This window comes from Bremerella sp. TYQ1, from assembly GCF_020150455.1.
GTDB lineage: Bacteria > Planctomycetota > Planctomycetia > Pirellulales > Pirellulaceae > Bremerella > Bremerella volcania_A.
This window is the reverse complement of the sequence record NZ_CP083740.1, coordinates 1,947,348-1,971,154: the sequence shown is the minus strand read 5'-3', so window position 1 is coordinate 1,971,154 and position 23,807 is coordinate 1,947,348. Positions and strand designations below refer to the sequence as shown.

The 23,807-nt window shown below is 53.0% G+C and carries 19 protein-coding genes; 11 read left to right on the top strand and 8 right to left on the bottom strand.

Going from position 1 to position 23,807, the window contains the following annotated elements; all coding sequences use genetic code 11:
* The first annotated feature begins 198 nt into the window (after positions 1 to 198).
* On the top strand, positions 199 to 1,302 hold the full coding sequence (locus tag LA756_RS07520) for a Xaa-Pro peptidase family protein (RefSeq protein ID WP_224439253.1): 1,104 nt from the start codon (positions 199 to 201) through the stop codon (positions 1,300 to 1,302).
* 334 nt (positions 1,303 to 1,636) lie between these two features.
* Here the strand turns inward: LA756_RS07520 and LA756_RS07515 are convergent, their stop codons facing one another.
* Together LA756_RS07515 and LA756_RS07510 are read right to left on the bottom strand one after the other, a co-directional pair.
* Positions 1,637 to 2,191, bottom strand: coding sequence for a YqgE/AlgH family protein (locus tag LA756_RS07515; RefSeq protein WP_224439252.1), 555 nt, complete (start codon positions 2,189 to 2,191; stop codon positions 1,637 to 1,639).
* 32 nt (positions 2,192 to 2,223) lie between these two features.
* Positions 2,224 to 3,234, bottom strand: a complete 1,011-nt coding sequence (locus LA756_RS07510; protein WP_224439251.1) for a ketoacyl-ACP synthase III — start codon at positions 3,232 to 3,234, stop codon at positions 2,224 to 2,226.
* A 397-nt stretch (positions 3,235 to 3,631) separates the two neighbouring features.
* Here LA756_RS07510 and LA756_RS07505 point away from each other — a divergent pair, with 397 nt between their 5' ends.
* Positions 3,632 to 4,180, top strand: coding sequence for a hypothetical protein (locus tag LA756_RS07505; protein WP_224439250.1), 549 nt, complete (start codon positions 3,632 to 3,634; stop codon positions 4,178 to 4,180).
* 9 nt (positions 4,181 to 4,189) lie between these two features.
* On the opposite strand, the gene LA756_RS07500 is transcribed toward LA756_RS07505, so the two are convergent.
* The 3 genes from LA756_RS07500 to LA756_RS07490 all read right to left on the bottom strand — a co-directional run bounded on the left by LA756_RS07500 (position 4,190) and on the right by LA756_RS07490 (position 7,535).
* Positions 4,190 to 5,284, bottom strand: a complete 1,095-nt coding sequence (locus LA756_RS07500) for a hypothetical protein (RefSeq protein WP_224439249.1) — start codon at positions 5,282 to 5,284, stop codon at positions 4,190 to 4,192.
* A 142-nt stretch (positions 5,285 to 5,426) separates the two neighbouring features.
* Complete coding sequence (locus tag LA756_RS07495; protein WP_224439248.1) at positions 5,427 to 6,182, bottom strand: hypothetical protein; 756 nt, start codon at positions 6,180 to 6,182, stop codon at positions 5,427 to 5,429.
* Between the two features lie 15 nt (positions 6,183 to 6,197).
* Positions 6,198 to 7,535 (bottom strand): nucleotide sugar dehydrogenase, encoded by a 1,338-nt coding sequence (locus LA756_RS07490; RefSeq protein ID WP_224439247.1) that lies wholly within the window; start codon positions 7,533 to 7,535, stop codon positions 6,198 to 6,200.
* Between the two features lie 275 nt (positions 7,536 to 7,810).
* Between LA756_RS07490 and LA756_RS07485 the strand changes: the two genes are divergently transcribed.
* The 4 genes from LA756_RS07485 to LA756_RS07470 all read left to right on the top strand — a co-directional run bounded on the left by LA756_RS07485 (position 7,811) and on the right by LA756_RS07470 (position 12,916).
* Positions 7,811 to 9,511: a serine/threonine-protein kinase gene (locus tag LA756_RS07485; RefSeq protein ID WP_224439246.1), complete on the top strand. Its 1,701-nt coding sequence runs from the start codon at positions 7,811 to 7,813 to the stop codon at positions 9,509 to 9,511.
* Between the two features lie 200 nt (positions 9,512 to 9,711).
* Positions 9,712 to 11,127, top strand: a complete 1,416-nt coding sequence (gene leuC / locus LA756_RS07480) for a 3-isopropylmalate dehydratase large subunit (protein ID WP_224439245.1) — start codon at positions 9,712 to 9,714, stop codon at positions 11,125 to 11,127.
* A 45-nt stretch (positions 11,128 to 11,172) separates the two neighbouring features.
* Entirely contained in the window at positions 11,173 to 11,769 is a 597-nt protein-coding gene (leuD, locus tag LA756_RS07475) for a 3-isopropylmalate dehydratase small subunit (RefSeq protein WP_224439244.1), read from the top strand.
* 127 nt (positions 11,770 to 11,896) lie between these two features.
* The gene (locus LA756_RS07470; protein ID WP_224439243.1) at positions 11,897 to 12,916 is read left to right on the top strand and encodes a hypothetical protein; all 1,020 of its coding nucleotides are present in this window, start codon (positions 11,897 to 11,899) and stop codon (positions 12,914 to 12,916) included.
* Positions 12,917 to 13,023: 107 nt separating this feature from the next.
* On the opposite strand, the gene bioB is transcribed toward LA756_RS07470, so the two are convergent.
* Positions 13,024 to 14,037, bottom strand: a complete 1,014-nt coding sequence (bioB, locus tag LA756_RS07465) for a biotin synthase BioB (protein WP_224439242.1) — start codon at positions 14,035 to 14,037, stop codon at positions 13,024 to 13,026.
* Between the two features lie 160 nt (positions 14,038 to 14,197).
* Here bioB and LA756_RS07460 point away from each other — a divergent pair, with 160 nt between their 5' ends.
* Positions 14,198 to 14,758, top strand: coding sequence for a PSP1 domain-containing protein (locus LA756_RS07460; RefSeq protein WP_224439241.1), 561 nt, complete (start codon positions 14,198 to 14,200; stop codon positions 14,756 to 14,758).
* 101 nt (positions 14,759 to 14,859) lie between these two features.
* Entirely contained in the window at positions 14,860 to 15,627 is a 768-nt protein-coding gene (locus tag LA756_RS07455; protein WP_224439240.1) for a hypothetical protein, read from the top strand.
* 314 nt (positions 15,628 to 15,941) lie between these two features.
* Here LA756_RS07455 and LA756_RS07450 read toward each other — a convergent pair whose 3' ends face one another.
* Complete coding sequence (locus LA756_RS07450) at positions 15,942 to 16,949, bottom strand: putative zinc-binding metallopeptidase (RefSeq protein WP_224439239.1); 1,008 nt, start codon at positions 16,947 to 16,949, stop codon at positions 15,942 to 15,944.
* Positions 16,950 to 17,783: 834 nt separating this feature from the next.
* Between LA756_RS07450 and typA the strand changes: the two genes are divergently transcribed.
* Positions 17,784 to 19,592, top strand: coding sequence for a translational GTPase TypA (typA, locus tag LA756_RS07445; RefSeq protein WP_224439238.1), 1,809 nt, complete (start codon positions 17,784 to 17,786; stop codon positions 19,590 to 19,592).
* A gap of 64 nt (positions 19,593 to 19,656) precedes the next feature.
* Here typA and LA756_RS07440 read toward each other — a convergent pair whose 3' ends face one another.
* Complete coding sequence (locus LA756_RS07440) at positions 19,657 to 21,087, bottom strand: sulfatase (protein WP_224439237.1); 1,431 nt, start codon at positions 21,085 to 21,087, stop codon at positions 19,657 to 19,659.
* A gap of 203 nt (positions 21,088 to 21,290) precedes the next feature.
* On the opposite strand from LA756_RS07440, the gene LA756_RS07435 reads away from it, so the two are divergent.
* Positions 21,291 to 22,547 (top strand): site-specific integrase, encoded by a 1,257-nt coding sequence (locus LA756_RS07435; protein WP_224439236.1) that lies wholly within the window; start codon positions 21,291 to 21,293, stop codon positions 22,545 to 22,547.
* A complete protein-coding gene (locus LA756_RS07430) occupies positions 22,540 to 23,673 on the top strand; it encodes a tyrosine-type recombinase/integrase (RefSeq protein ID WP_224439235.1) in 1,134 nt (377 codons plus the stop codon). The genes LA756_RS07435 and LA756_RS07430 overlap by 8 nt, the downstream gene beginning before the upstream one ends.
* The last annotated feature ends 134 nt before the right edge of the window (positions 23,674 to 23,807 follow it).

The window sequence follows — 23,807 nt, the reverse complement described above, 5'->3', positions numbered from 1 at the left end:
AAAACCTTCAAGATCGCAAGGAAGAGCCGCGCCTTCCCGGGGGCGGCTCTTCTTTTGCGCGCATTGGAAGATGTTGTGCCACTTGAAGATGGGGCGAATTGCGCTTTGGCCGTACTTTTCAGCCCGCCGGTAGGCTGTTAGGTTGACCTCCGCAATCCATCACCATCCTACCGACATCATCGTTGCGGAGAATTCATCATGCTGGGTATCGAGGTCGACGCCTGCCGTAGTCGCCAGAAGCGTTTGTTAGCTGCTTTACAAGACAAATCGCTCGACGCGATTGTCGTCACGCAAAACGAACATGTGCAGTGGCTCGCCGGCCCTCGTTACGATTTCAAGTTCTCTCCTGCGGCCGTTCTGTTTGCCGATGGCCGTCTCGCATTAGTCGCCCCTAACGAAGTGCCAGAAACGGCGGCTGCGGACGAAGTGCGAACCTACGAAGCACAGTGGCTTTCAACGCTACGAAACGATCAGCGTGCTGCCTCCAGCCAAGCCGTGCTGAACATCCTACGCGAAGCAGGCAGCATCAAACGCCTTGGTGTCGAATACTCGAGCTATCCCGTTCACGTCTCCAGCGAGTTCTCTGCCGAACTTGTTGACGTCGAGCCAGAGATCTACCGTCAGCGTCGTAAGAAAGATGCCGACGAGCTCGCCAAGATTCGCATGGCGATCAGCGGGACCGAAAAGATGTACGAAAAGGCCCGCGAGATCATTTGCCCCGGCATTAACGAACTGGAAGTCTTCAACCAACTGCAAGCGGTCGCGGTAATGCAGTATGGCGAAGCCCTGACCGGTACCGGCAACGACTACGCCAGCGGTGAAATGGGTGGTCCGGCTCGTGATCGCCGTGTGGAAGATGGCGAGCTTTACATCCTTGACTTGGGGCCAGCTTTCCGCGGTTACTTTGCCGACAACAGCCGCGCGATCGCCGTCAACGGCAAGCCAACCGACGAGCAGCAAGAGGCTTGGACGCACGTGATGAAAGTGTTCACGCACTTGGAATCGGTCGTCAAACCAGGTAAGAGCTGCAAAGAGCTATTCCTGGAAGTGCAGGACATTTTGAAGCAGGCCCCTATCGGCGAATTCCCACATCACCTGGGGCATGGCATCGGCTTATACCCGCACGAAGCTCCGCACTTGAACTCGTCGTGGGACGATACGTTTGAAGTGGGGGATGTCTTTACCTGCGAGCCAGGTCTATATGACCAGCGTCTCAAGTTCGGCATGCGACTAGAGAACGATTACCTGGTCACCGAGAACGGTATCGAAAATCTTTCGCCGTTCAAAATGGAACTGGCGTAACTCGGCTCGGCGAAAATTCGGCGCCGAAAACCGCCCTTGTTTTCGGCGCTGAGACTTCTGACGGTCAACTCCATAAATTGTAATGAAGTATTGACCAAGTGTACACAAAGAGTTCGCAAGATCTCGGTCCTCTGTGCGCGAGCTGTGTACCGAATCAGGGTTGCATTTCGCCTCATTTAAGGGCAATACACGCCGAAAGCATTTCGTCGCAAATAATCGAAGCCGCATGGACAGACTTTGGCGATAATGGAAGCAAGTCTGCCTCGGGTGGTGGACGAGCTCGTTGGCAACGTGGTGAAAAGAAGACTTACGGCACCGAGTTGGTCGTCGTAAGTTAGTTCACATTCGGATCTTGCGGCATACGTTTGATGTTCAGCGAATCGCGCATGATATTCGAGCCAACTTCCCCGGTAACGCTTTTCCAAAGAACGTCGTTGTCGGTCTCGAAGACTTGCTCCTTCTTCGCCGGAAGCGTGAGCCACCCGCCGACGTCCATCTCGTCTTCCAACTGCTGGGCACCCCAGCCAGAGTAGCCGAGAAAAAGCCGGAACGTGTTTCGGGCACCACGAATAAGCGGCTCGATGTTTTCTCGCTGGCTCGAGAAGTAGACGCCGGGGATGACCTCGAGCTCGCCAAGGTCTTCCTCTTGATGAATCGCCATCAACGGGCCTTCGACGGGGCCGCCTTGCAGGACTGCTTCGGGGGCGTCGATTGCTTCGCCAGATACGTTCTTCCAGACCTCTTCAACGGTCAATTGAATCGGCCGAGTCAGCACCAGACCGAGGGCTCCCTCTTCGTCGTGCTGGACCATAAGAACGACGGTGCGGAGAAAGTTGGGATCGGGGAGATAGGGAGACGCAATCAAAAACTGGCCGGCCAAAGATTGCACGCTGGCAAACTCCTCAGTTTCGAGTCGAAACGTTAGTCCTCGCTGCCGTACTGATCGTGCCAGATGCAGCCACCCCAAGACCATCCGACGCCGAAACCGACGAGGAGATGCTTGGCCCCTTTCTTCAATCGCTTCTGCTGACGCAGATCGTGAATCAGCAAGGGAATGGTAGCGGAAACCGTATTGCCGACGTTTTCCAGCGCGATCGGCATCCGGTCGCTATCGACTTCCAGGGCTTCCTGCAACTGCTCCAGCATTTTACGGGTCGCCTGGTGAAATAGATAGAGATCGACGTCGGAATTCGGAATGCCGGCCGCCGAGAAGATGTTCTGCACCAGCTGCGGAATGGCACCAACGGTGAAGTTAATCAGAGCGGGACCATCCATGTACAAACGACTGTCCCAGCGTTTGCGATGTCGCGGCGTGTGAGCGTCTTCCGGGGGGCGAGCGCCACCATCGGTCACCATTAGCGTGTCTGCACCACTGCCATCGGTCCCGAACTGAAAACCATCGAGCGTCGGTTCGCTGGAAGCTTCGATCAGCGTCGCCGCGGCACCATCGCCAAAGATCGTCCGCAAACTTCGGTCGTCGGCATCGATGTACTTCGAGTAGGTTTCGGCCGTGATAAATAAGACTCGGCGGGCAATTCCAGCACGAATGAGCCCTTCGGCAAGTGACAACCCATAAATGAATCCGGAACAGCCAAGATTGAAGTCCAACGCTCCGCACGAGATGCGCAGCCCGAGCCGCTCTTGCATTAAGCAAGCGGTTGTCGGCAATGGGTAGTCAGGCGTTTGCGTGCAGAAGAGGAGGAAGTCGATTGACTGCGGATCGATGTTGTGTTCGGCAAAGAGTTGCTCGGCTGCTTTCACACCCAAGTCGGAAGCGCACTGGTCCGGCTCGGCGATGTGCCGCGAGGCAATGCCGGTTTTTGTGTAAATGAGCTCCATGTCCCAACCGGGGAACTCGTCTTGCAGCTGTTGGTTGGTCTCAATCCTTTGTGGAAGGTAGGTGGAGATAGGACCGATGGATGCGTATTTCACAAACGATACTCTTCACTTCTGATTGACAGCTGGAGTCGACCGGAAACCCGCGTCCCGTGGGACCGGCCTCCCCGAAGCGACGAATCGCAACAATTGGGGTCCTCGAAGCTTATCAATTCCTCGAAACGGGCGATACCCTGGCGTAGGAATTCCCTAGTTTGGCGGGGAAGTAAGGGAAGCCACATTCGCGTAAGAGAATCGCCATCCCTTGGGGGTTCAGCGGTGCCAGCATTCGGCAGCACAGGTCCGATTAGGTAATTTGCCGAAGCTTTGCCGGAAGGGAGGCAACCATTTGCCGCTCTGGGGGGAAAAACTGAGGTTCGACCGATCCTTTTGCCGAAACAACATCCGTGTCTTTCTAAATATCAAGTGGGCGTCGTTTTGAAGGGAATCAAAATTGGCTGCCGGGCGTGTTCTGCGTTATTTGCTGAAGTCGTGGTTTTCGAAGCCGGTTCACCAGCGCGAGATCTATTCGTGGATCCGTGAACAGGCTCCCGTTGTCAAGATTGCCGAGATCGGGCTGGGAAACCTGCAGCGGGCGAAAGAGGTCATCGACTTCGCCCAGCTTTACGCAGATGAACAACAGATTCAGTTTCTCGGAATCGATATGTTCGAGGGGCGACCAGGCAACGATGGCGTGCCTCTGAAGTCGGCTCATAAGTCGCTCAATGCCATGGGGGCCAAAGTTCAATTGGTCCCTGGCGATGCTGCAATGGCATTGCCTCGCGTAGCGAATGCATTCCGCGATGTGCAGCTATTGATCATCTCGGCCGACCAAGATGCCGAGAGCATCCGCCAGGCGATTTCATGGGTCCCACGCATGTTGAACGAGAAAAGTCTCGTTCTGTGGGAAGTGAAAGATGCCAAGGGCGAGCTCAGCTTCGGTCGCTACAGCATGAGCCAGATCGAAGCGATGACGACGAGCCCCGTACGTCGGGCCGCCTAAGTAGCGAAACTACGGCGAAGCGTTACGTTCGATGGCGATTTCGTAGGTCACGTCCCGTTCAGGGTTCGCGGCGAAGTCGCCATCGGTATCGTTGATCTGCAATATCACCTTCGAGTACTTCTGATCGGCGGTCCAAGTGTAAGCGTTGTCCTGCGTTTGTCCAGGAACAATCGTGAGCGTCTGCGGCATCTCGTTTCCCTTAGCAGAACAGATTGCCAGGCGGCATTTGTCACCTCCAGCAGGCGAGACCGCGTCGGGAGATTCAGTTGCCAAGCCGCCCCACGATTTCCATTTGCCGGAAACGTAGCGAAGCTTAAGGACATCGCCGGTATTCATAGGCCCGACCACATACCCGATCGGGGCTTTGGCGGTGATTTTGACAGGTTTGAAATCGTACGATACCAGTGGGCTGGAAACAGGACGATTCGCCTCGCCCATCGTTTCAGAAGTCATCGGCTCGGCTTCGCCTTGCGAACGGAGCTCAACGGCAGGAACCCATGATCGACGAGCGACACCGTTGACCGTGAACGAAACGAAGTAGGCGTTGTCAGCCGGGCGTCGGACGAAAACTTTTCCGGCATGCCACTGCCCGTCGACGAGGACTTCGATGGCAGCCCCAGGGTGATAGATCTTGTCAGCATCGCCTGGCATTGGATCCGCTGGTTTGGCTTCCATCTCTGGATTGTCGGTAGTGCTTGGACTGCTTTCGGCCGGATCGTTCCCGCCAAACTGAGAAGAGCTTGGCGAGGTGGGAGTGTCGTTGCCGCTGGGGTTGGATGCCAAATCACTTTCAGAGCTACTCAAGCCGGCCGGGGCAGGACCATCGCCGCTGAGATATTTCAAATAAGCGGCATCGGCTTCGCTGAGGTACTTTGTCGGCAGCCAGATTTCGGTTCCGTTGGAAGTCCGAAACGAAACATACTCCCCTTCCCGCTTGATCGCCTTCCCCGTGAACTCGAAGTTGCCATGCTTGCTACGAAACGTATGCGTCGACTGACTCCGGTTGTAGGTGATTGACGATGATTGCGCAGCGACATGTTGGCCGGTGAAAAGGAGGGCCAGCACACCCAGCAAAGCGAGCTTTTGGTATCTTTGGAAAGACATTGCGTGCTTCCGTGTTTATTCTTTAAGTGCGTCAGTTTAAGCATTGTTTACTATACATGCTCACGGCTCAATGTGCTTTTACAGATCTTGATTTGCCGCTGATTTGTAGCGTTGCCGATGCTTGAATGGAAGCTTGTCGTGCTTACGACGTGCTATTTCTGGAGTGCGGTGATCGAGTAATCCAGATCATCATGCCGTTAGAGTCTGCGTCTCCATCTAGAACACGCAATTTAAGCAGTTTGATTTCACGGGCACTCGAAGAAATTTGATTAAATTGATCGTTCCAATCGATCGTGAATACCCCGGCACCAGTAACATCGTATTGGACGGTTTGGGGATTTTGTGAGTCGTTTCCTGCAAGGCTGTATTGGTCTTCACCCACGTATTCGGGGTCGAGCCAAGCAAGGTCTGTTGTCTTAGGGACAAGTTCATAAAGCGAAATTTGTGAAAAGAATGCTGCAAGACCCCAGCCATCACTTGGTGAATGTCGCCAACCCACAGCAATCCTTGAACTGCCTGGCCGAAGTTCTTTTACAAAATAGTCTCCGGTTTGAACTCCTCGTAAAGCTGAAATATCGACAGGAGTAAGAGGTCCTTCGGGGCGCATTGTTTCATCACGAGGAATATGATTGAACAAAATGTGGAGCTGATACTCGGAATCCTCGGGCAGAAGTACGCTCCATTCCCACTGAAATGGAAGATTAGGACTCGTGTTCTTGATGTGGATCTGAGTTGGACTACCTTCGACGATCGCGTCTGAATGATATTGCAGGTGATTGAGCCTGAGTTCGCGATCGTGAAGCCGTGCTGAGAGCTCGAAGTACGCCGATACTAAGCACACGAATGTAACTAACACTGCCAGATTTAGAACGCTAAATTGCAATCTCGACTTTTGCATTATCCCTCGTCTTCCTCAGGCCTTGCGAATATTCTTTCGCTCGGTCACGTCGCTCATTGCGTTGCGGGTATCGATAATCAGGCGAGCATGCTGGGCGATGAAATCCCAGTCGTAGTCTTTGTGGTTGGTGACAATCAGGACGGCGTCTGCTTCGGCGAGGGATTCAGGAGTGAGTTCAATACTCTCCTTTTGCGAGAACTCGAAGCTTCGCATGGAGGGTAGTCGGGGGATGTAGGGGTCGTGATAGCGGATATCAGCCCCAAGCGGTTCGAGTAGTTCCATTATGGCGAACGCAGGGCTTTCGCGAGGATCGTCGACGTTCGGCTTGTAAGCAACACCAAGCATCAAGATCTTACTGCCGCGAATCGCTTTTTCCTGCTCGTTCAACGCCAGCATTACCTTTTGGACAACAAACTGAGGCATGCTGGTGTTAATTTCGCCGGCAAGTTCGATGAAGCGAGTCGGCATCCCTTCCTTGCGGGCCAGCCAACTGAGATAGAACGGATCGATCGGGATGCAGTGCCCCCCGAGGCCAGGTCCCGGATAGAAGGCTTGAAACCCAAAGGGCTTGGTTTTCGCAGCTTCAATCACTTCCCAAAGATCGATATTCATCCGGTCGAAAAGCACTTTCAACTCGTTGACCATCGCAATGTTAACGGCTCGATAGGTGTTTTCGAGGATTTTGCAGGCCTCGGCCACTTCCAAGCTGCTGACAGGGACGATCTCGACGATTGCCTTTTCGTAAAGCTGACAAGCCAGTTCTAAGCTGTGCTGCTCGAGTCCGCCGATCACTTTGGGGATATTGGCAGCGGTGAACTGAGGATTGCCAGGGTCTTCGCGTTCGGGGCTGTAAGCGACGAAGAAGTCGACTCCTGGCGTAAGACCACTCTTCTCAAGAATCGGGAGAACAACATCTCTCGTCGTGCTGGGATAGGTGGTGCTTTCCAGCACGATCAACTGACCAGGCCGCAGAGATTGGCTGATCGCTTCGGCGGTCTTTTCGACGTAAGTCAGATCGGGATCGCGAGAACTGTCCAGCGGCGTGGGAACGCAAATCAAAAGAACGTCCGCTTCTGCCATCCTGGTCGAGTCAGTCGTAGCAGCGAAACGCCCCATTTTAACATTGGTGGCAATCCACTCGCCGGAAATATGTTTTATGTAGCTTTCCCCACGGTGAAGTTTTTCGACTTTGCTAGGATCGGTGTCAAAGCCGACGCAGCGATAACCACAGTCTGCGAACGTTTTAACGAGAGGTAGCCCAACATAACCCATCCCAATGACACCGACCGTTGCGGTCTGATCTGCCAATTTTTGGCGAAGAGATTCGCAAGAAGCAGGAACATTTTGAACCATGGGCGTGTCTTTTCGAGTATGTAGTACTAAAAGGAATTAGAAAAACGAATGCGGCCTATAGCCGTTTTCCTCGGAAGGGGTTACATCTTCCGGTAAACGTGCTTCAATGGTGCTTGGGACGACTTAGCTGAAATTGTGAACCAGCAGGTCCATTCGCCGGTATCAATTTAAGATACTTCAGCGAGATTAAGATTCGCCTATTGATGACGAACACGTTAATATAAATCGACGGACGGATGCTCCGCTAGAAATGCGAGAGGCTTTCTTAAGACTGTATGACTGATACCACTCCACCAAATTCGATGGATCGGCATTTTGAGGAGACCGTTGTTGCGCCAAGCAACTCGGCGGTTCAAAAGACGGCGTCGTCGTCGCCTCACATTGCGTTGGTAGAAGGGTCTTCGAGTCCGCATTTTTCTCGTGTTACTCAATCGCTACTCCGCTTTCGCCTGCGGGTCGCCACGTTTGTGATGTTCGGAATTTTTTCCGTCTATTTCATGTGGCATATCTACGAGTTCTTCTGGGGCAACAATATCGCCGAGAAGAGCCCAATCCTCCTGAGCGTTCACGCTGGGCTGCTTTTGCTTTTGGGCACGACAGGCTTTTTGCTTTGCCCTCGATGTGATTTCCGTAAGGGGCTTTTGCGATCGCAGGAGATTGTCACTTTCGGTTTGCCGAGTGCGTTCCTACTGATGACCCAGCACCATTCGATGCAGCTTTGTGCTCGCGATCATGGGGTGCTCCTCAGTCCGACATCGGGCTGGATCTTGCTGATATTCATCTACGCGTTGTTCATCCCGAATACCTGGCGTCGGGCCGCCGTCGTGATTTCGGCAATGGTGATCGCGCCGATTGCGTTGTTGTGCTACGCGTGGATGACCGACCAGATGTGCTACACCATCATTTACGGCAACCCCGAGCAATTGGCGGAAATTGGGTTGAAGATGGTCATCTGCGGTGCGGTGGCGATCTTCGGTGTTTACACGATCAATATCTTGCGGACCGAAGCGTTTCATGCCAAACAGCTGGGGCAATATCGACTTAGTCGTAGTCTTGGTGCCGGTGGCATGGGCGAGGTCTACTTGGCCCATCACTACCTGATGAAACGCCCGTGTGCCATCAAGATTATTCGACCTGAAAAAGCTGGCGATTCCAATGTGCTCGCGCGTTTCGAGCGGGAAGTCCATGCTTCATCGAAGCTTTCTCATTGGAACAATATCGATATTTACGACTACGGTCGTACCGATGATGGCACGTTTTACTACGTGATGGAGTATCTGCCGGGGCTTAATGTTTCGGATCTTGTAAACCGATTCGGGCCGTTGCCGGCGGGGCGTACCATTCACTTGTTGCGTCAAATTTGCGACGCGCTGAACGAAGCGCACTCGCAGGGAATGATCCACCGAGACATTAAGCCTGCGAATGTATTCGCCGCAAAGCGAGGTGGGTTCTTCGATGTGGCGAAACTGCTGGACTTCGGTTTGGCGAAGCCTATTGCTTCGACGGAAGATTCCAATCTGACTCAGGAAGGGATGATCACCGGTTCGCCGCTGTTTATGTCTCCGGAACAAGCAAGTGGCGAGAGTGAACCTGATTCGCGCAGCGATATCTACTCGATGGGGGTGCTGGCTTACTTCATGCTGACAGGGCACGCTCCGTTTGAGTACGACCGCCCCATCAAAGTGATCATTGCCCACGCTCACGAGGCCGTCGTTCCGCCATCGGAACACGTCCCGTCGATTCCGCATGACCTCGAAGCAATCGTCATGCGTTGTCTGGCCAAAGACCCTGACGACCGCTACCAGACGGTCCAAGAGATGGCCGAAGCATTGGATCAGTGCGAATCGGTGGGGACTTGGAAGCAGCAAGATGCGGTCAATTGGTGGACCGAGAACGAATCGATCGCGGAATGCCCTCGCCCTGAGGAAGAGGTTCATCCGACCGACGTGACTCGAATTGCCGAAGTCCGCGGCTAGTAAGCCGTTGCGAGGCCTTCCCCCTCTTTGGGAAACCGTGCCCTGCCCCTCCCCGGTTTTTATTTTTCCAGATATAATGCTGGACTACCCTTATGCCATATCCCTCCGATAGCTGGTAGGGAAAGTGGCGATCCGAGCGATGCCTCCCTTCGCTCTTGTATCTCTTGTGGTCCTAGCCAACGCCGTTAGGGGAAAGTCGAATGATCGCGGAAAACGCCCCCCGTACCATGTTCCAGAAAATCTGGGACAACCATGTCGTCGATGCCGAGCCAGGTAAGCAAGCTCTGCTTTACATCGATTTGCACCTAGTGCACGAAGTTACCAGCCCACAGGCCTTTGAAGGCCTTCGTCTGGCAGGACGCAAGGTACGTCGTCCCGAGCTAACCAAGGCCACGCCAGACCATAACGTTCCGACCACGGATCGATCGCTGCCGATTGTCGATCAGATCTCGAAGCAACAGATCGATACGCTTCGTCAGAACTGCCAAGACTTTGGTGTGCAGCTATTTGACTTGCACGATGTCAAGCAAGGGGTTGTCCACGTGATCGGTCCCGAGCTTGGTCTGACGCAGCCAGGCATGACGATCGTTTGTGGTGACAGCCATACCGCAACACATGGCGCCTTCGGGGCTTTGGCATTCGGTATCGGGACGAGCGAAGTCGAGCATGTTCTCGCGACGCAAACACTGCTTCAATCGGCTCCCAAAACCATGGAGCTTCGTGTCAACGGAACGTTGGCTCGTGGTGTTACCGCGAAAGATCTCGTGCTCTTCCTGATCGGTCATCTTACGACCGCCGGTGGGACGGGATACGTGCTGGAATATACCGGCGAAGCGGTCCGCAACTTGACCATGGAACAGCGCATGACGGTCTGCAATATGTCGATCGAAGCAGGTGCTCGAGCCGGCATGATTGCTCCGGATGAAACCACGTTTGAGTATATTCGCGGCCGTGAATTCGCTCCGAAGGATATCGAAGCTGCGATCGAGCGTTGGAAGAATCTCCCTTCCGATCCTGGCGCGAAGTACGACAAAGTGCTGGAATTCGAAGCGAAGGACATTGCTCCTCAAGTCACGTGGGGAACCAACCCAGGCCAGGTTTGTGCCGTCGATTCGCCTGTTCCATCTCCGGGCGATTTCGCCGACGCGACCGAGCGTCGCTCGACGGAATTGGCACTGGAATACATGGACTTGAAGGCCGGAGCTCCAATGACCGACGTGGACATCAATCGTGTCTTCATCGGTTCGTGTACCAATGGTCGAATCGAAGACTTGCGGGCTGCTGCAAGCGTTGTGAAGGGACATAAGAAGTCCGATCACGTGCATGCCATGGTCGTTCCTGGTAGCGGTCAAGTTCGTGTACAAGCTCAAGAAGAAGGTCTCGACAAGATCTTTATCGAAGCCGGCTTTGAATGGCGTGAAGCAGGCTGCAGCATGTGTTTGGCTATGAACCCCGACAAGCTTGAGCCAGGCGAACGTTGTGCTTCGACGAGCAATCGAAACTTCGAAGGGCGACAAGGACGCGGTGGACGTACGCACCTCGTTAGTCCTGAAATGGCCGCCGCGGCAGGTATCGCCGGTCACTTCGTCGACGTCCGTCAGTGGGACTTCAAATAAGTTTCCGATCCTTACACCAACCGACCTCTTTTTGAACAAACGATCATGCAACCATTCGTTAAAGAGAACGGCCTTGTTGCCACTATGGATCGGGCCAACGTTGATACCGATCAAATCATTCCGAAGCAGTTTTTGAAGCGTATCGAACGTACTGGCTTTGGCCAGTTTCTGTTCTTCGATTGGCGTTTCCTCGAAGATGGAAGCCCCAATCCAGAGTTTGAATTGAACAAGCCGGAAGTCAGCGGCGCTTCCATTCTCGTCGCGCGTCGAAACTTCGGTAGCGGTTCGAGTCGCGAGCATGCTGTCTGGGCGATCGACGACTTTGGCATTCGTGCCGTGCTTGCTCCGAGCTTCGCCGATATTTTCTACAACAATTGCTTCAAAAACGGTGTCCTGCCGATTCCGCTTACGGAAGAGCAAATTGAAGACATCTTCCAGCGAGCCGAGAAGACCGAAGGCTATCGTCTGACAGTTGACTTGGAAGCAAAGAAGATCACGGATGATGCCGGGCTGGAGATTCCGTTTGAAATCGACGAATTTCGCCGTCACAAGCTGCTCAACGGTTTGGACGACATCGCGATGACGCTGCAAAGCGAAGAGAAAATCTCCGCCTACGAGCAGGCCAACGGGATTGGGGCGTAGCCCAACGTGTAAGGGAAAAGGCGAACGATGGTTCGCCTTTTTTTATGCGCCTATGGTTGGAATGCCGTCTTCGGTTCGCCAAACTAAACGGCTTAGTCGCTTCCCCAGAAAAAGAACGAGGACCCACATGATAAGTCGATTCGCTTTGCCATTAATGTTGATGCTGCTCGGAACAGTAACTGCCCAGGCTCAAATTAAACCGGAAGTCATTCTCGATGGTCTGAAATGTCCCAGCGGTGTCGCCATTCAACCAGAAACGGGAACCGTGTTCGTCGCTGAGACGGCTGCGTCTCAGGTAATCCGAGTTGTGGATGGCAACGCCGAAGTGGTCATCAAAGATTTTCCAAAAGATGAATACGGCAAAGGCCCTGTCTATCAGATCGGTCCACTCGGCTTGGCATTTCTCGATAAGAATCGCATTGTCGTTGGTGATGGAAGCCAAAAGGATGGTGAAGAGGTCATTCGTGTTTACGAAGTTTCCGAGCCAGGCAAGCCGGCAATCGCTGCAGCTGATGGTAAGAAATCCAATCCACTCGCTCCGGAAGGCGATATCCCTGGCGAAGGGAACTTCTATGCTGTGGCTGTCGATGCCAATGGAATTTATGCCACTGCGAATGGCGACGACAAGAAGGGATGGATTGCTCGAACGACCATCGAAAAGGATGGCCTCGGCGAGCTGGTTCGTTACATCGCGACGAAGGAAAGCGTAGACGTCGATGCCCCTGCCGCGATCACAATCAGCCCACGCCGCGAAGTTGTTGTCGGGCAAATGGGTGAGATCAACAATCAGAAAGATAGCCTTCTGACGTTTTATGATCAGGAGTCGAAGAGCCTGCTGTTGAGCCTGCCTACGGAACTATTCGATCTCGTTGGTTTGGCTTACAGCCCGAAAACCGGACGGCTGTACGCTGTCGATTACAGCTGGGCAGATCCGAAGCAAGGTGGTTTGTATCGGCTCGACGCCGTTCGCCGCGATGGGAAGCAGGTCATTAAGACGACCAAGCTGATCGACTTAGACCAGCCAACGGCTTTGGCTTTTAACGACGAGGGTGAGCTATTCATTACCGTGTTTGGAAATGGCGACGGTAAGGACGAAAGCAAGACGCCAGCAACTGGTAAGCTTTTGAAGATCGGCGAAGGGCTTTAATTTAAGTCTTTTGGCAATTACGCCACCGTAGCGAGAAAGAAAAACCAGGGACATTCATCCCTGGTTTTTTATTTGCGTACGATCGATTCGTTGAGGGCCTTTGAAGCTTAAGCCGAGCCGACCGATACTTCTTCCGTCTTGGTGACGGTGAAACCTAAGTCTTCCAGCATCTTGTAGTCGTCTTCAGCCGTTTGCCCTGGCGTGGTGAGGTAGTCGCCCAGGAACAGCGAGTTGGCAGCATACATACCGAGTGGTTGCAAGCTACGCAAATGAATTTCGCGGCCGCCGGCGATTCGAAGTTCGCTGCTAGGGTTCGCGAAACGGTAGAGTGCCAAAATTCGTAGGCACTGGCGTGGACTCAAGTCTTTGCCGAGGCCTTGCAGCGGAGTGCCATCGATGGGATTGAGGAAGTTGAGCGGAATAGAGTGGACACCCAAGTCGCGCAGTTCGAGGGCCATTTTCACGACGTCTTCTTCTGACTCGCCCATACCGACGATGCCGCCGCTGCACATTTCAAGTCCCGCATTCTTTACCGCATTGAGCGTGTCGATGCGGTCTTCATAGGTGTGCGTCGAACAGATTGTCTTGTAGTAATCTGCACTTGTGTTGACGTTGTGATTCACACGGTCGACGCCACAGGCCTTCAGTCGATCTGCTTGTTCCGGGGAAAGCAGCCCCAAGCAAGCGCAAATCTTGAGATCGTACTTTTCTTTGATCTCAGGAACGATCGTTTCAACCGCCTTCATTTCCCGTTCATTCGGACCACGAGCCGAAATGACGATGCAATAGGTCTTCACGTCCCGTTCGGCGGCAACTTTGGCCCCTTCCATCAGCTTGTCACGGCTTAGGAAGTTGTACTTGGGAATCTCGGCATCGGAAACTTTCGACTGCGAACAGTAACCACAGTCTTCAGGGCAGAGACCGCTCTTGGCATTCATCAACTGGTAAAGTTGGACTGTCTTGCCAAAGTGTTGGCGGCGGATCTTGAACGCAGCGGACATCACGTCCAGCAGTTCTTCATCCGACGAGTGAAGAATGGAAAGACCTTCTTCTACGGTCAGTTGATGACCACGCAAGACTTCTTCGGCCAAGGCGGACCACGATAGCGTCGACATTGACATCGGCGGCGTTCTCTTCTTTAACTGTCGAGTAGGGCAATGAATTTTGGCGTTTGGGCCAACGAAATATTCTAAAACGCCAGACAGAGATTTGTAAGGTCAGTGCCCATCGACACTTGGCAACGCCTGATCATTCGGCGAAAATGAGGGTAAGGAGACCATTTTGGTACAAGAAACCGCCATTGGGCGACATCATTTCGTTCGTATCAGCGTCCTCGGCCATGTCGGTCGATTTACGTCGGTGGACGCTATTGCTTATTCCCGAGGCATGCGTGTCATCTGTCGTACCTCGCGTGGGTTGGAAGTTGGCGAAGTCCTAGGGCCTGCCAGCGATGCGGAATCCGCCGACTCGGATGGCTCGATTGTCCGTGGTATTACCGTGGAAGACGACCTGCTTCTTGCTCGTCTGGAACGAAATCGCCAAGAAGCTTTTGCCGCCTGTGAAAAGGAATTGGCAATCCTGGGGGTCGCAATTCCCTTGATCGAAGTCGAGCAACTGTTCGACGGAAGCTCTTTGTATTTCTATTTTCTTGGGGATGTTCCGTCTGAAGTCACCGATATGACGAGCCGCCTGGCCGAGACCTACAACGCCGTGGCAGGCATCAGCCAATTCTCCGATCTCTTAGAAAGCGGCTGTGGACCAGGCTGCGGAACCTCGGAAAAGGCGGGCGGCTGCGGCGATTCCTGCGCAAGTTGCGCAATCGCTGGGGCATGCAAGAAGTAGTGTTGGCTCTCTAACGTCGAAGAAGTTTCATTGGACCGTCACAGAGTACGGGGACTAGAATTCCAGAACTTTCCAATATTTCTCGACGCATGGAGATTCTCATGGGGACGGCAGCACGGCACTTCGCTTTGTTTCTCGCTGGCGCGTTGTTTGTATCGATCGTCATGAACACGGCATCAGCTCAGCAGCCGGATCGGTGGCGGGCATGGGCTGTCATCGAAGGGGAAGATGCTCGGTTGGTCGTCGAGGGGATTTTGGCCGAAGGTGCACCAGGATCCGTTGCCGTGCTTGAGCCAGCTCGGCCTCAGGGCATCAACCCTAAGATGTTGATGCTAAAGCTGCGTATGGTTTCGTTGCCCGGCGTTTGGCCAGCGGTAATTCAACCCATTCCGGCACACTTCACGCTTCCGCGCTATCGAGAAGGTCAGTTTTCCTCGGTACAAATTCTTTACCCCAATGGCGAGAGTCAAGTTGTCGGCAAGATCACCGAAGTGACCAGCTTAGATGCCGGTTCGGAGAAGCCAATGCCGCAAGACCCTGGTGTCCTCGTACCCATGATTGTCGATGTGAAGTACCGTGTTCAGACGAGCGACCCTCCCAATCTAGTCGTTGTCGCAACTGGGGAAGTGAATACCGGTGGCTATGGTCCGACGAAACTGATTCGTCGCAAGTACGTCAAACCACCTCAGGATGGCATTCAAGATTACTACTTACGTAGCGTTCCTCCTGAAGGGATCGTTACCCAGGTCATCTCGAAAGTGTCCGCAACGAATCAGTGGAAAGACTTTCGCAGCGACGCGCCATGGATTAAAGGTATCCGCGTACATGGCAAAGGAGACAGTGTCGTCGAAAAGGTGTTCGGCGAATAAAGTCGTTCAGGCTAAGGGAACCCAGATCGCCTGATTTTCACTGCTGTTCATCCGCAGTGTGATGCGAAAGACTTCGTCGTGGCGAACGCACGATTGTAGCCTGTATCGTAGAATCCGACGGTCGAAATAGCGGTCTCGGGATTCTTCAGAGCATGTTTCTCCACCGCATTTCTCAGGAATTGGTGTAGACGTTCGTAGTATGGCCGGAGATCAATTTTGGTCGCCATATGCTTGTTCAGTACGCCTGAAATACATGAATGCAACGTCACGTCAATGTCAAGTTGTACGTGACGTGCTCCGCGATTTCTAGTTCTTTAAGCAGTGGCTAAATTCATGGTCGACATGAAACGCAACTTATCGACAACAGGTTTGGTGAAGATCTCTGGCACCAGATCGAGCAAGCCAATGTCGCGGTTGAATTCATTGGCCATGACACCAATCTCACGATAAGCCTTCAACCATGCATCGAAGTCGTTGGGCGGCACGTCTGCATGCAAACGTGGAAATGACTGAGCAGTGGAAACAATCGAATGCATGTCCAGCCAGGCCGCGAAGCTTTCGGCGAAATCTTCCCACGGGTGCATCGTTGCGTAGGCCGAAATGTACTCTTGCTGCCAGTCAGGCTGAGGACCGTTCTGATAGTAGGCCTGTTGGGCCTCGGCGTAAGTTGGGTTTTCTTCATTGCCAAATAGTTCGCGGAAATCTTCTAGCCGCTCTGACTTGATAAGTAGGTCCCAGTAATAGTGACCTAGCTCGTGGCGAAAGTGGCCAATAAGTGTCCGCTGCGGCTCGCCGAATTCAACTCGGGTTTGTTCTCGTTTAACGCTGTCGGCTTCATCCATGTTGATCGTGATGACGCCATTTGCATGGCCGGTGCTGACCGGTTGAACGCCATCAGCTTTAAATTCAAAGCGAAGCGGCAAGTAGTCGTTCATCGTTGGATCACCGATCGGCAATTCCACTTCTTGAACACCGTAAAGAACTCTGCGTTTGGCCGCTTCCAGTTTTCGCCATTTGCCTAGATTTCCGTCCACGGTGAGGTCTGGAATTACCTGATTCAGTCGGCAGTACATGCAGAGCGACTGCCCTTCTTCGGCAAGATGAACTGCCACGTTACAGGCTTCATAATCAAGACGGTTCTGGCATAGTTTCAACTGTTTGCCGCAGTCAGGGTTCGTGCACTTCCAACTTCCCGCGACTTGTGGTTTAAGAGCGACAACGTCACGACACCCTGGACAGAGCGCGACGGTGGCCTGGCATTCGACACAAGTTGTGCTGCCGAAGAACAGTTTGTGATTGCACTGGCAACGAAACGTTTGCATTGGAATCGATCTCCGAAACGAAAATGCATTTTGGCTGGTAGCGAGCGACGCACCGTAATGTGCAACTCCTGGTCCAATTACACCGATTCCTTTGGGAAGCGAGGTTTGGACTACGGTTGAATTATATTTTCAGGTGGTCGTTTTGTGGCCGGTGCCGCTTTTGGCGATGCCATTTCATAGTCCGATTCCGTCAAGTCGAGCCGGCCAGCGGCTTTCAAGCGAGGAACTAATTGCAGTGCATGGGCGGCAATCTGCTCGTGGTCTGCAGTCGTTCTGGAGAATTGTCTGGCAAGATAGATAGCTTTGAAATGCCATTGTGCCACTTAGGATCGAGCCGAATTTGGTATCGCTTCTCCATGCATCTGCCCTGGGAAGCAACTGGGTAAGCAGAGATCGAGTTCTAAAACGGGAGTTGCGCGTCTTCTGCGAATTAGTATATGTGGGGTGTCAGTAGACGTAAGGTTCAGCGACAGAGTTTAGGAAGAGTCCCCCGAGAGTTGCCGGAATTATGCCCAGAGTAGGCAATCTTCACGTGTTCTAAATGGAGTGTTGATGAAGACAGGACGTGCCCATCGTAGCGATAGGACATGACGACGGTAGAGTTGGGATCAAGTACCGTGGAAGTGGATCACACCGGCAGGCTTCTCCGTCGAAAGACCGCTGTTTGTGGCCATTCCTTAGTCGGTCAAAAGGAGGAAGTCGCTTTCTTTTGCCCCGTTCTTTGTGGTTTTGCGAATCTAAGGGCGGGTCCCCTACCCCAAAATCCAGTGAATCTGATAGGATTTTCGGTTCGTGAACGGGAAGTTTAGGCCTGCTTTATAAGCACAAACCAGTATGCGACGCGACGATCTTCGGAACATTGTTATTATTGCCCACGTTGACCATGGCAAAACTACGTTGGTCGACTGTCTGCTTCACCAAAGTGGTCAGTTTCGGGCAAGTCAGCTTTCCAGCGAGCGAATTCTCGACTCGAACGACCTGGAAAAGGAACGCGGGATTACCATTCTCGCGAAGAACATTGCGCTCCCGTACGAAGGCGTCAAGATTAACATCGTCGATACGCCTGGGCACGCTGACTTCGGTGGCGAAGTGGAACGCGTCCTGAGTATGGCCGACGGTGCTGTGGTGTTGGTCGACGCCGCGGAAGGTCCAATGCCACAGACTCGGTTTGTGTTGTCCAAGGCGCTCGAAGTTGGTTTAAAGCCGATCGTGCTGATAAACAAGATCGACAAGCCAGACGCGCGGCCGCACGAAGTTGTCGACGAAGTGCTCGACTTGTTCCTTTCGTTGGGTGCTGATGACGAAATCGCTGAATTTCCATATCTGTTCGCGAGTGCAAAAGCAGGTTTTGCTTCGGAAGATCCCAACGTTCGCGAAGGAGACATGCGACCGCTGCTGGACTTGGTCCTTAAGCACATTCCCGGTCCTGACGTGAATCCGGACGATCCGCTTCAAATGCGAGTCACCACGCTTGACTGGTCTGAATACACTGGGCGTATCGCGATCGGCCGTATCAAGTCTGGCAAGATTAAGAAGGGCCAGTCGGTGATGATCTCGAAGGCGGGCGACAAGTTCGAACGAGGTCGTATCGTGGCGTTGCATGCCTTCGAGAATCTCGGCCGCGTCGAAGTGGACGAAGCTGGCGCCGGCGATATTATCGCGGTGACAGGTTTGGACGACATCGATATTGGCGACACGATCTGTGCCGTCGATAATCCCAATCCGCTACCGCGTGTGGCAGTGGATGCTCCAACGCTTGAAATGATGTTCACCATCAATACTTCACCGCTGCTGGGGAAGGATGGTAAGTATGTCACTTCGCGAAACCTACGTGATCGTTTGGAAAAGGAACTTGAACGCAATGTTGCGTTGCGTGTTCGACCGGGCGAGTCTGGCGATAGCTTCCTGGTAAGTGGTCGTGGTGTGCTTCACCTGGCCGTTCTTATTGAAACCATGCGTCGCGAAGGCTACGAGCTTGCCGTGGGTAAGCCTCAAGTGATCATGCGTGACAACAATGGTGTGAAAGAAGAACCGTACGAACAACTCGTGATTGAAGTTCCATCAGAGAAGATGGGCCCGGTCATGGAATTGGTCGGAGAACGCCGTGGCGAACTGGTCGAAATGCAGCCTCGCGGCGATTACAGCCAGGTCATCTTTACGATCCCATCTCGTGGTTTGATCGGACTGCGAACCAAACTGCTCAACTCGACCCAGGGCGAAGCGATCGTTAACCATCGCTTTGAATCATATCGTCCTCTTTCCGGTGAAGTGCCGCGACGAGCAAACGGTGCAATGATCTCGATGGTCTCTGGCAAAGCAGTTGGTTTCGCGCTGTTTGCTTTGCAGGAACGCTCCGATATGTTCGTTCGCCACGGTGACGAAGTCTACGAAGGAATGATCGTGGGCGAAAACTCCCGTTCTGACGACTTGACGGTGAACCCGACCAAAGAAAAGAAGCTCACTAATATGCGAGCTTCTGGGTCGGACGAAAATATCGTTTTGCGTCCACCAAGAGATATGAGCCTGGAAGTGGCGCTCGAATACATCGAAGACGATGAACTGGTTGAGGTGACTCCCAACCACATTCGTCTGCGAAAGATCCTGCTAAAGGAAACGGATCGTCGCCGGCAAAGCCGAAAGTAATCGTCGATCTACAAAAAACGCCATGCTTGCGAAAACAAGCATGGCGTTTTTTTATTGCCGATGGTTATTTAACGCGGCCGGGCGGGCGATTGTTCTTTCCTTTGATCTTCCGATGAGAATCGCCTAATTCTTCACGAATACCGTCCGCCAGCTTTTCGAGCCGCTGGACCACCTCTGGATGTTGATCGACAAGATTCTTCGATTCTCCAGGATCGTTTTCCAGATTGAATAATGCCAGCTTGGTCTTGCCTTGTGAGTAGGCGGCTGGAATACCATCTTTGCCGCCAGGTTTGCCGGCCATAGTGCGGTATTCGTGGGGGAATACAAGCTTCCACTTGCCGCTACGTACGGCTTTCAGGCCTGAACCGTAATAGAAGTAATATGCTTCGTGCGGAGACGTGGCCCCTTCTTGGCCTGAAAGCAATGGCCAGATGTCTTTGCCATCGATCTTCTTTTCGGGTAGATCGGCGCCGATCAGTTTGGCAACCGTTGGGAAGATATCGATCGTCATTGCCGGTGTATCACAGGTGGTGCCAGCAGGGATATGGCCTGGCCACTGCATGATGGTTGGCTCTCGGCAACCGCCTTCCCACATCGTCCCCTTCCCTTCTCGCAGTGGACCGGCGCTGCCGGCATGTTCTCCGTAAGAAAGCCAAGGACCATTGTCTGAGGTAAAGATGACAAGCGTATTGTCATCGATCTTATTTCGTTTCAACGCGTCAAGGATTTGACCGACCGACCAGTCAACTTCCATAACGACGTCGCCGTAAAGTCCGGCACCAGATTTCCCTTTGAACTTTTCGGATACATAGAGTGGCACGTGCACCATGCTATGGGGAACATAGAGGAAAAAAGGTTCGTCCTTATTTTCATCGATGAATGCAACTGCTTTTTCAGTGTACTGAGTCGTCAGCTGTTCTTGGGCTTTTCCATCGACTCGAGGGTTGATCACTTCGTTGCCATCGTACAAGGGAAGATGCGGCCAACGTTTCAGGCGATCCTCTTCGGACAGTTGACGCACACCAGGATGGTACGGCCACATATCGTTTGAGTAAGGCAATCCAAAGTAGTCATCGAATCCGTTTTGCATCGGCAGGAAAGGCTCGCGGTCTCCCAGGTGCCATTTGCCATAGCAAGCGGTCTTGTAGCCCTTTTGCTTACACAGCTCAGCCAACGTCATTTCTTCGGGGTTGATGCCAATTTTGGCATTCGGACCGAGGGCACCTTGAATCCCAACGCGAACGTTGTAGCAACCGGTTAGAAGCCCCGCTCGTGACGCCGAACATACGGCCTGGGTCACATAAAAGTCAGTAAACGTGCGACCGTCTGCTGCCATCTTGTCCAGATTCGGCGTCTCGTAATCCTTAGCACCAAACGGGCCAATATCGGCGTAGCCCATGTCGTCGATGAAGATGAGTACGATATTAGGTACACGGTCTTTTTCGGCTGAATGTACCTGATTAAATGGGTATAATGCAGCTGATGAAAGAGTCACGATAAAGATAAGTGTAGCAAATCTGTGTAGTAAATTAGGGCTCGGGTTTTCCCTGGTCGGTTTGATCAAGCCATGCATAGTCTTAGCGGCTCCATAAGATTTCGTGTTCGGTGGGATGGGTGATAGGCAGCAATAGTATCGTCGGCGGCGAGGACAGGGTCAACGATTGTGGGGATACACCGTCGTGTAGAGGAATATGAGTTATGGCTAGAAAAACGAAGCAGCGACGTCAGTCTCACGGATCGGCCTGGCACTGGAAGCAAACGGATTGCTGGTATTACACGCTTCCAGGGACGAAGAAGCGTGTCGCCCTGTTTGATGAACAAGGAGAGAGGATTCGGGGAAAGGATAACAAGGAGGCAGCTGAGATCTCGTTGGCACGGGAGAAGCTGGCCTGGGATAGTGAATCGAATGAAGGCCCTGTCCTGGGACAGCCTTGGTTAGTTGCTCGCGTTTGTTCGAACTACTTGGTGTATACGGAACGAAGCCAGAACGATGGTTCCGTCAGTGAGGGATATCATCGGAATGCGACTCAGTGGCTCAACGATCTTTGCAGCTACTGCGGTGCACTGCCTGTTAGCCAACTCAAACGGGGCCATATTCTGGAATGGGTTGATCAGCACGAGACATGGAAGAGTCCCGCAACGCGTCGCTGTATCATTGCTGTCGTCATGGCTGCCTTCAATCGTGTTGAAGAGACGCACGGTATCGTTAACCCGATTAAGGGAATCAAGCTTCCCAAGGCAGAACCTCGGCTTACGTCATTCTCTCCGGAAGATGAGAAGGCAATTTACAAGGCCACGGAACCTTGCTTTGGCAATTTCCTCTTTGCCGCGATTCACACAGGGCTTCGTCCCTTTAGTGAGCTCGCGCAACTCAAAGCGGAAGACGTCGAAGAGACTCCACGAGGAATGATGTGGCGCGTCTACGCGAGCAAAACCAAAAAGACTCGCAAGATTCCCGTACGACCCGAAGTGGCTGAACTAACTCGCCAACTGATGAAGTCAGCTCCACGAGGATCTGGCTTGCCTGTCTATCGAAATACATTGGGAAAGCCTTGGAAGGGTGCGACGGGAGTCGTTCGTTTTATCGACTTGAGAGAGAAGCTCGGCTGGAATGACGATCCGCTCAGGAAGAAGTATTCGTGTTATACGTCGCGCCATACTTTTGCTCATCGGATGTTATCGGGCTTTTGGAATAACGGAGCCGGATGCACGATTGAAACCTTAGCGGAGTTGATGGGAGACACGCCCAAGGTGGCTTACGATCATTACGGCAAGGAGTGGGGAAAGCATTATCAGGATCCTCTTTGGAAGGCCATCGGAGAATCGACGCCAGCAGCCGGTAAACAGGCAAAGTCTCCTCCTGCGAAGCGAAAGAAGAGCACCGCGTCGTCCGCAATAGAGACAAAACCGAAACGAACCAAGGCATCTTCCAGCAGGAACAAGCGTCATGGCTAAGGCAAACAAAGGACGTAAGCGTCGTTCTCGCGGGCGTGCCTGGTACTGGCGTCAGACCGATTCTTGGTACTTTACGCCACCGGGAACGAAGCGACGGGTCCGGCTCGTGGATGAGAGGGGCAATCCGGTCCGCGGCCAGAGTAGCATTGATCAGGCGGAACTGGCCTTGGCACGTGTTAAGGCTGCGGGAGATTGGCGTCCTGAAGTGAAGTCGGCCGAGGAAAGCGACTGGATCGTAGCAAAAGTGTGTTCCATCTACATTGAGAACTGTGAGAAGCGATCGAGAGCCGGAGAGATTAGCGTCGAGTATGAGAAGGAAGTGCGACGTTTCTTGCAGGACCTCTGTACGTATTGCGGTGCAATGCCACTTCGTGACCTACGCAAGGCACATGTTCTGCATTGGGTGGAAACGCATTCCACGTGGAAGTCTTCGGCAACTCGTCGTTTCGCCATCGAAGCAGTTATGGCCGCGTTCAACCACGCTCAAAATTTTTATTCAGTTCCCAATCCGCTTCGCGGCTTAACCAAGCCTGCACAGTGTCCTCGGCTACATTCCTTTAGTGCCGAGGATGAACTGGCACTTTACGACGCGACTGACGAACCTTTTCGCGAGTTTCTGTTCGCGGCAATCCATACTGGCCTGCGGCCATTCTCGGAACTAGCTCTGATGACGGGTAACGATGTCATCGAGAGCGACCGCGGCATGATGTGGAGGGTTTATGCTTCTAAAACCAAGAAGACACGCGTGATTCCGATCCGAAAGGAGGTTGCCGAGTTAACACGAAGCATCCTTTCCAGGGACAATTCTGGGACGGACGGTGTGATTTTCCGGAACTCACAAGGTGATCCGTGGAAGAAGGTCACTGGGGGCACTCGATTTCGGAATCTCCGCCAGAAGCTCGGATGGATTGAGGATTCGAAACGGGAAAACTACTCGTGTTACACGTGCAGGCACACATTCGCTCACCGAATGCTGGCTGGCTATTGGACGGACGGCGTCGGCTGTTCGATCGAGGTGCTTGCAGAATTGATGGGAGATACACCCAAAGTTGCCTTCGACCACTACGGAAAGGAGTGGGGACAGCATTTTCAGGATCCACTCTGGGCGGCGATTGGAGTGGATTAATCGATCGCGGGTAGAGCGTTAACCAAGTAGCTCCAGTAGAATGAGCAGATTGCGCAATTTTGTGGGTTGCGACTGTTTGGCTCGAAATCAAACGCTCACTTAGCAGTCCAAACAATCCGCATCTCGGGGAATAC

Bases quoted from the DNA above. Each gene is read 5' to 3' on its own strand.
- leuD (WP_224439244.1), top strand. From the start codon at position 11,173: ATGCAACCATTCGTTAAAGAGAACGGCCTTGTTGCCACTATGGATCGG.
- LA756_RS07455 (WP_224439240.1), top strand. From the start codon at position 14,860: ATGGGGACGGCAGCACGGCACTTCGCTTTGTTTCTCGCTGGCGCGTTG.
- leuC (WP_224439245.1), top strand. From the start codon at position 9,712: ATGATCGCGGAAAACGCCCCCCGTACCATGTTCCAGAAAATCTGGGAC.
- LA756_RS07450 (WP_224439239.1), bottom strand. From the start codon at position 16,949: ATGCAAACGTTTCGTTGCCAGTGCAATCACAAACTGTTCTTCGGCAGC.
- LA756_RS07495 (WP_224439248.1), bottom strand. From the start codon at position 6,182: ATGCAAAAGTCGAGATTGCAATTTAGCGTTCTAAATCTGGCAGTGTTA.
- LA756_RS07500 (WP_224439249.1), bottom strand. From the start codon at position 5,284: ATGTCTTTCCAAAGATACCAAAAGCTCGCTTTGCTGGGTGTGCTGGCC.
- LA756_RS07435 (WP_224439236.1), top strand. From the start codon at position 21,291: ATGGCTAGAAAAACGAAGCAGCGACGTCAGTCTCACGGATCGGCCTGG.
- typA (WP_224439238.1), top strand. From the start codon at position 17,784: ATGCGACGCGACGATCTTCGGAACATTGTTATTATTGCCCACGTTGAC.
- bioB (WP_224439242.1), bottom strand. From the start codon at position 14,037: ATGTCAATGTCGACGCTATCGTGGTCCGCCTTGGCCGAAGAAGTCTTG.
- LA756_RS07470 (WP_224439243.1), top strand. From the start codon at position 11,897: ATGATAAGTCGATTCGCTTTGCCATTAATGTTGATGCTGCTCGGAACA.
- LA756_RS07430 (WP_224439235.1), top strand. From the start codon at position 22,540: ATGGCTAAGGCAAACAAAGGACGTAAGCGTCGTTCTCGCGGGCGTGCC.
- LA756_RS07490 (WP_224439247.1), bottom strand. From the start codon at position 7,535: ATGGTTCAAAATGTTCCTGCTTCTTGCGAATCTCTTCGCCAAAAATTG.
- LA756_RS07485 (WP_224439246.1), top strand. From the start codon at position 7,811: ATGACTGATACCACTCCACCAAATTCGATGGATCGGCATTTTGAGGAG.
- LA756_RS07520 (WP_224439253.1), top strand. From the start codon at position 199: ATGCTGGGTATCGAGGTCGACGCCTGCCGTAGTCGCCAGAAGCGTTTG.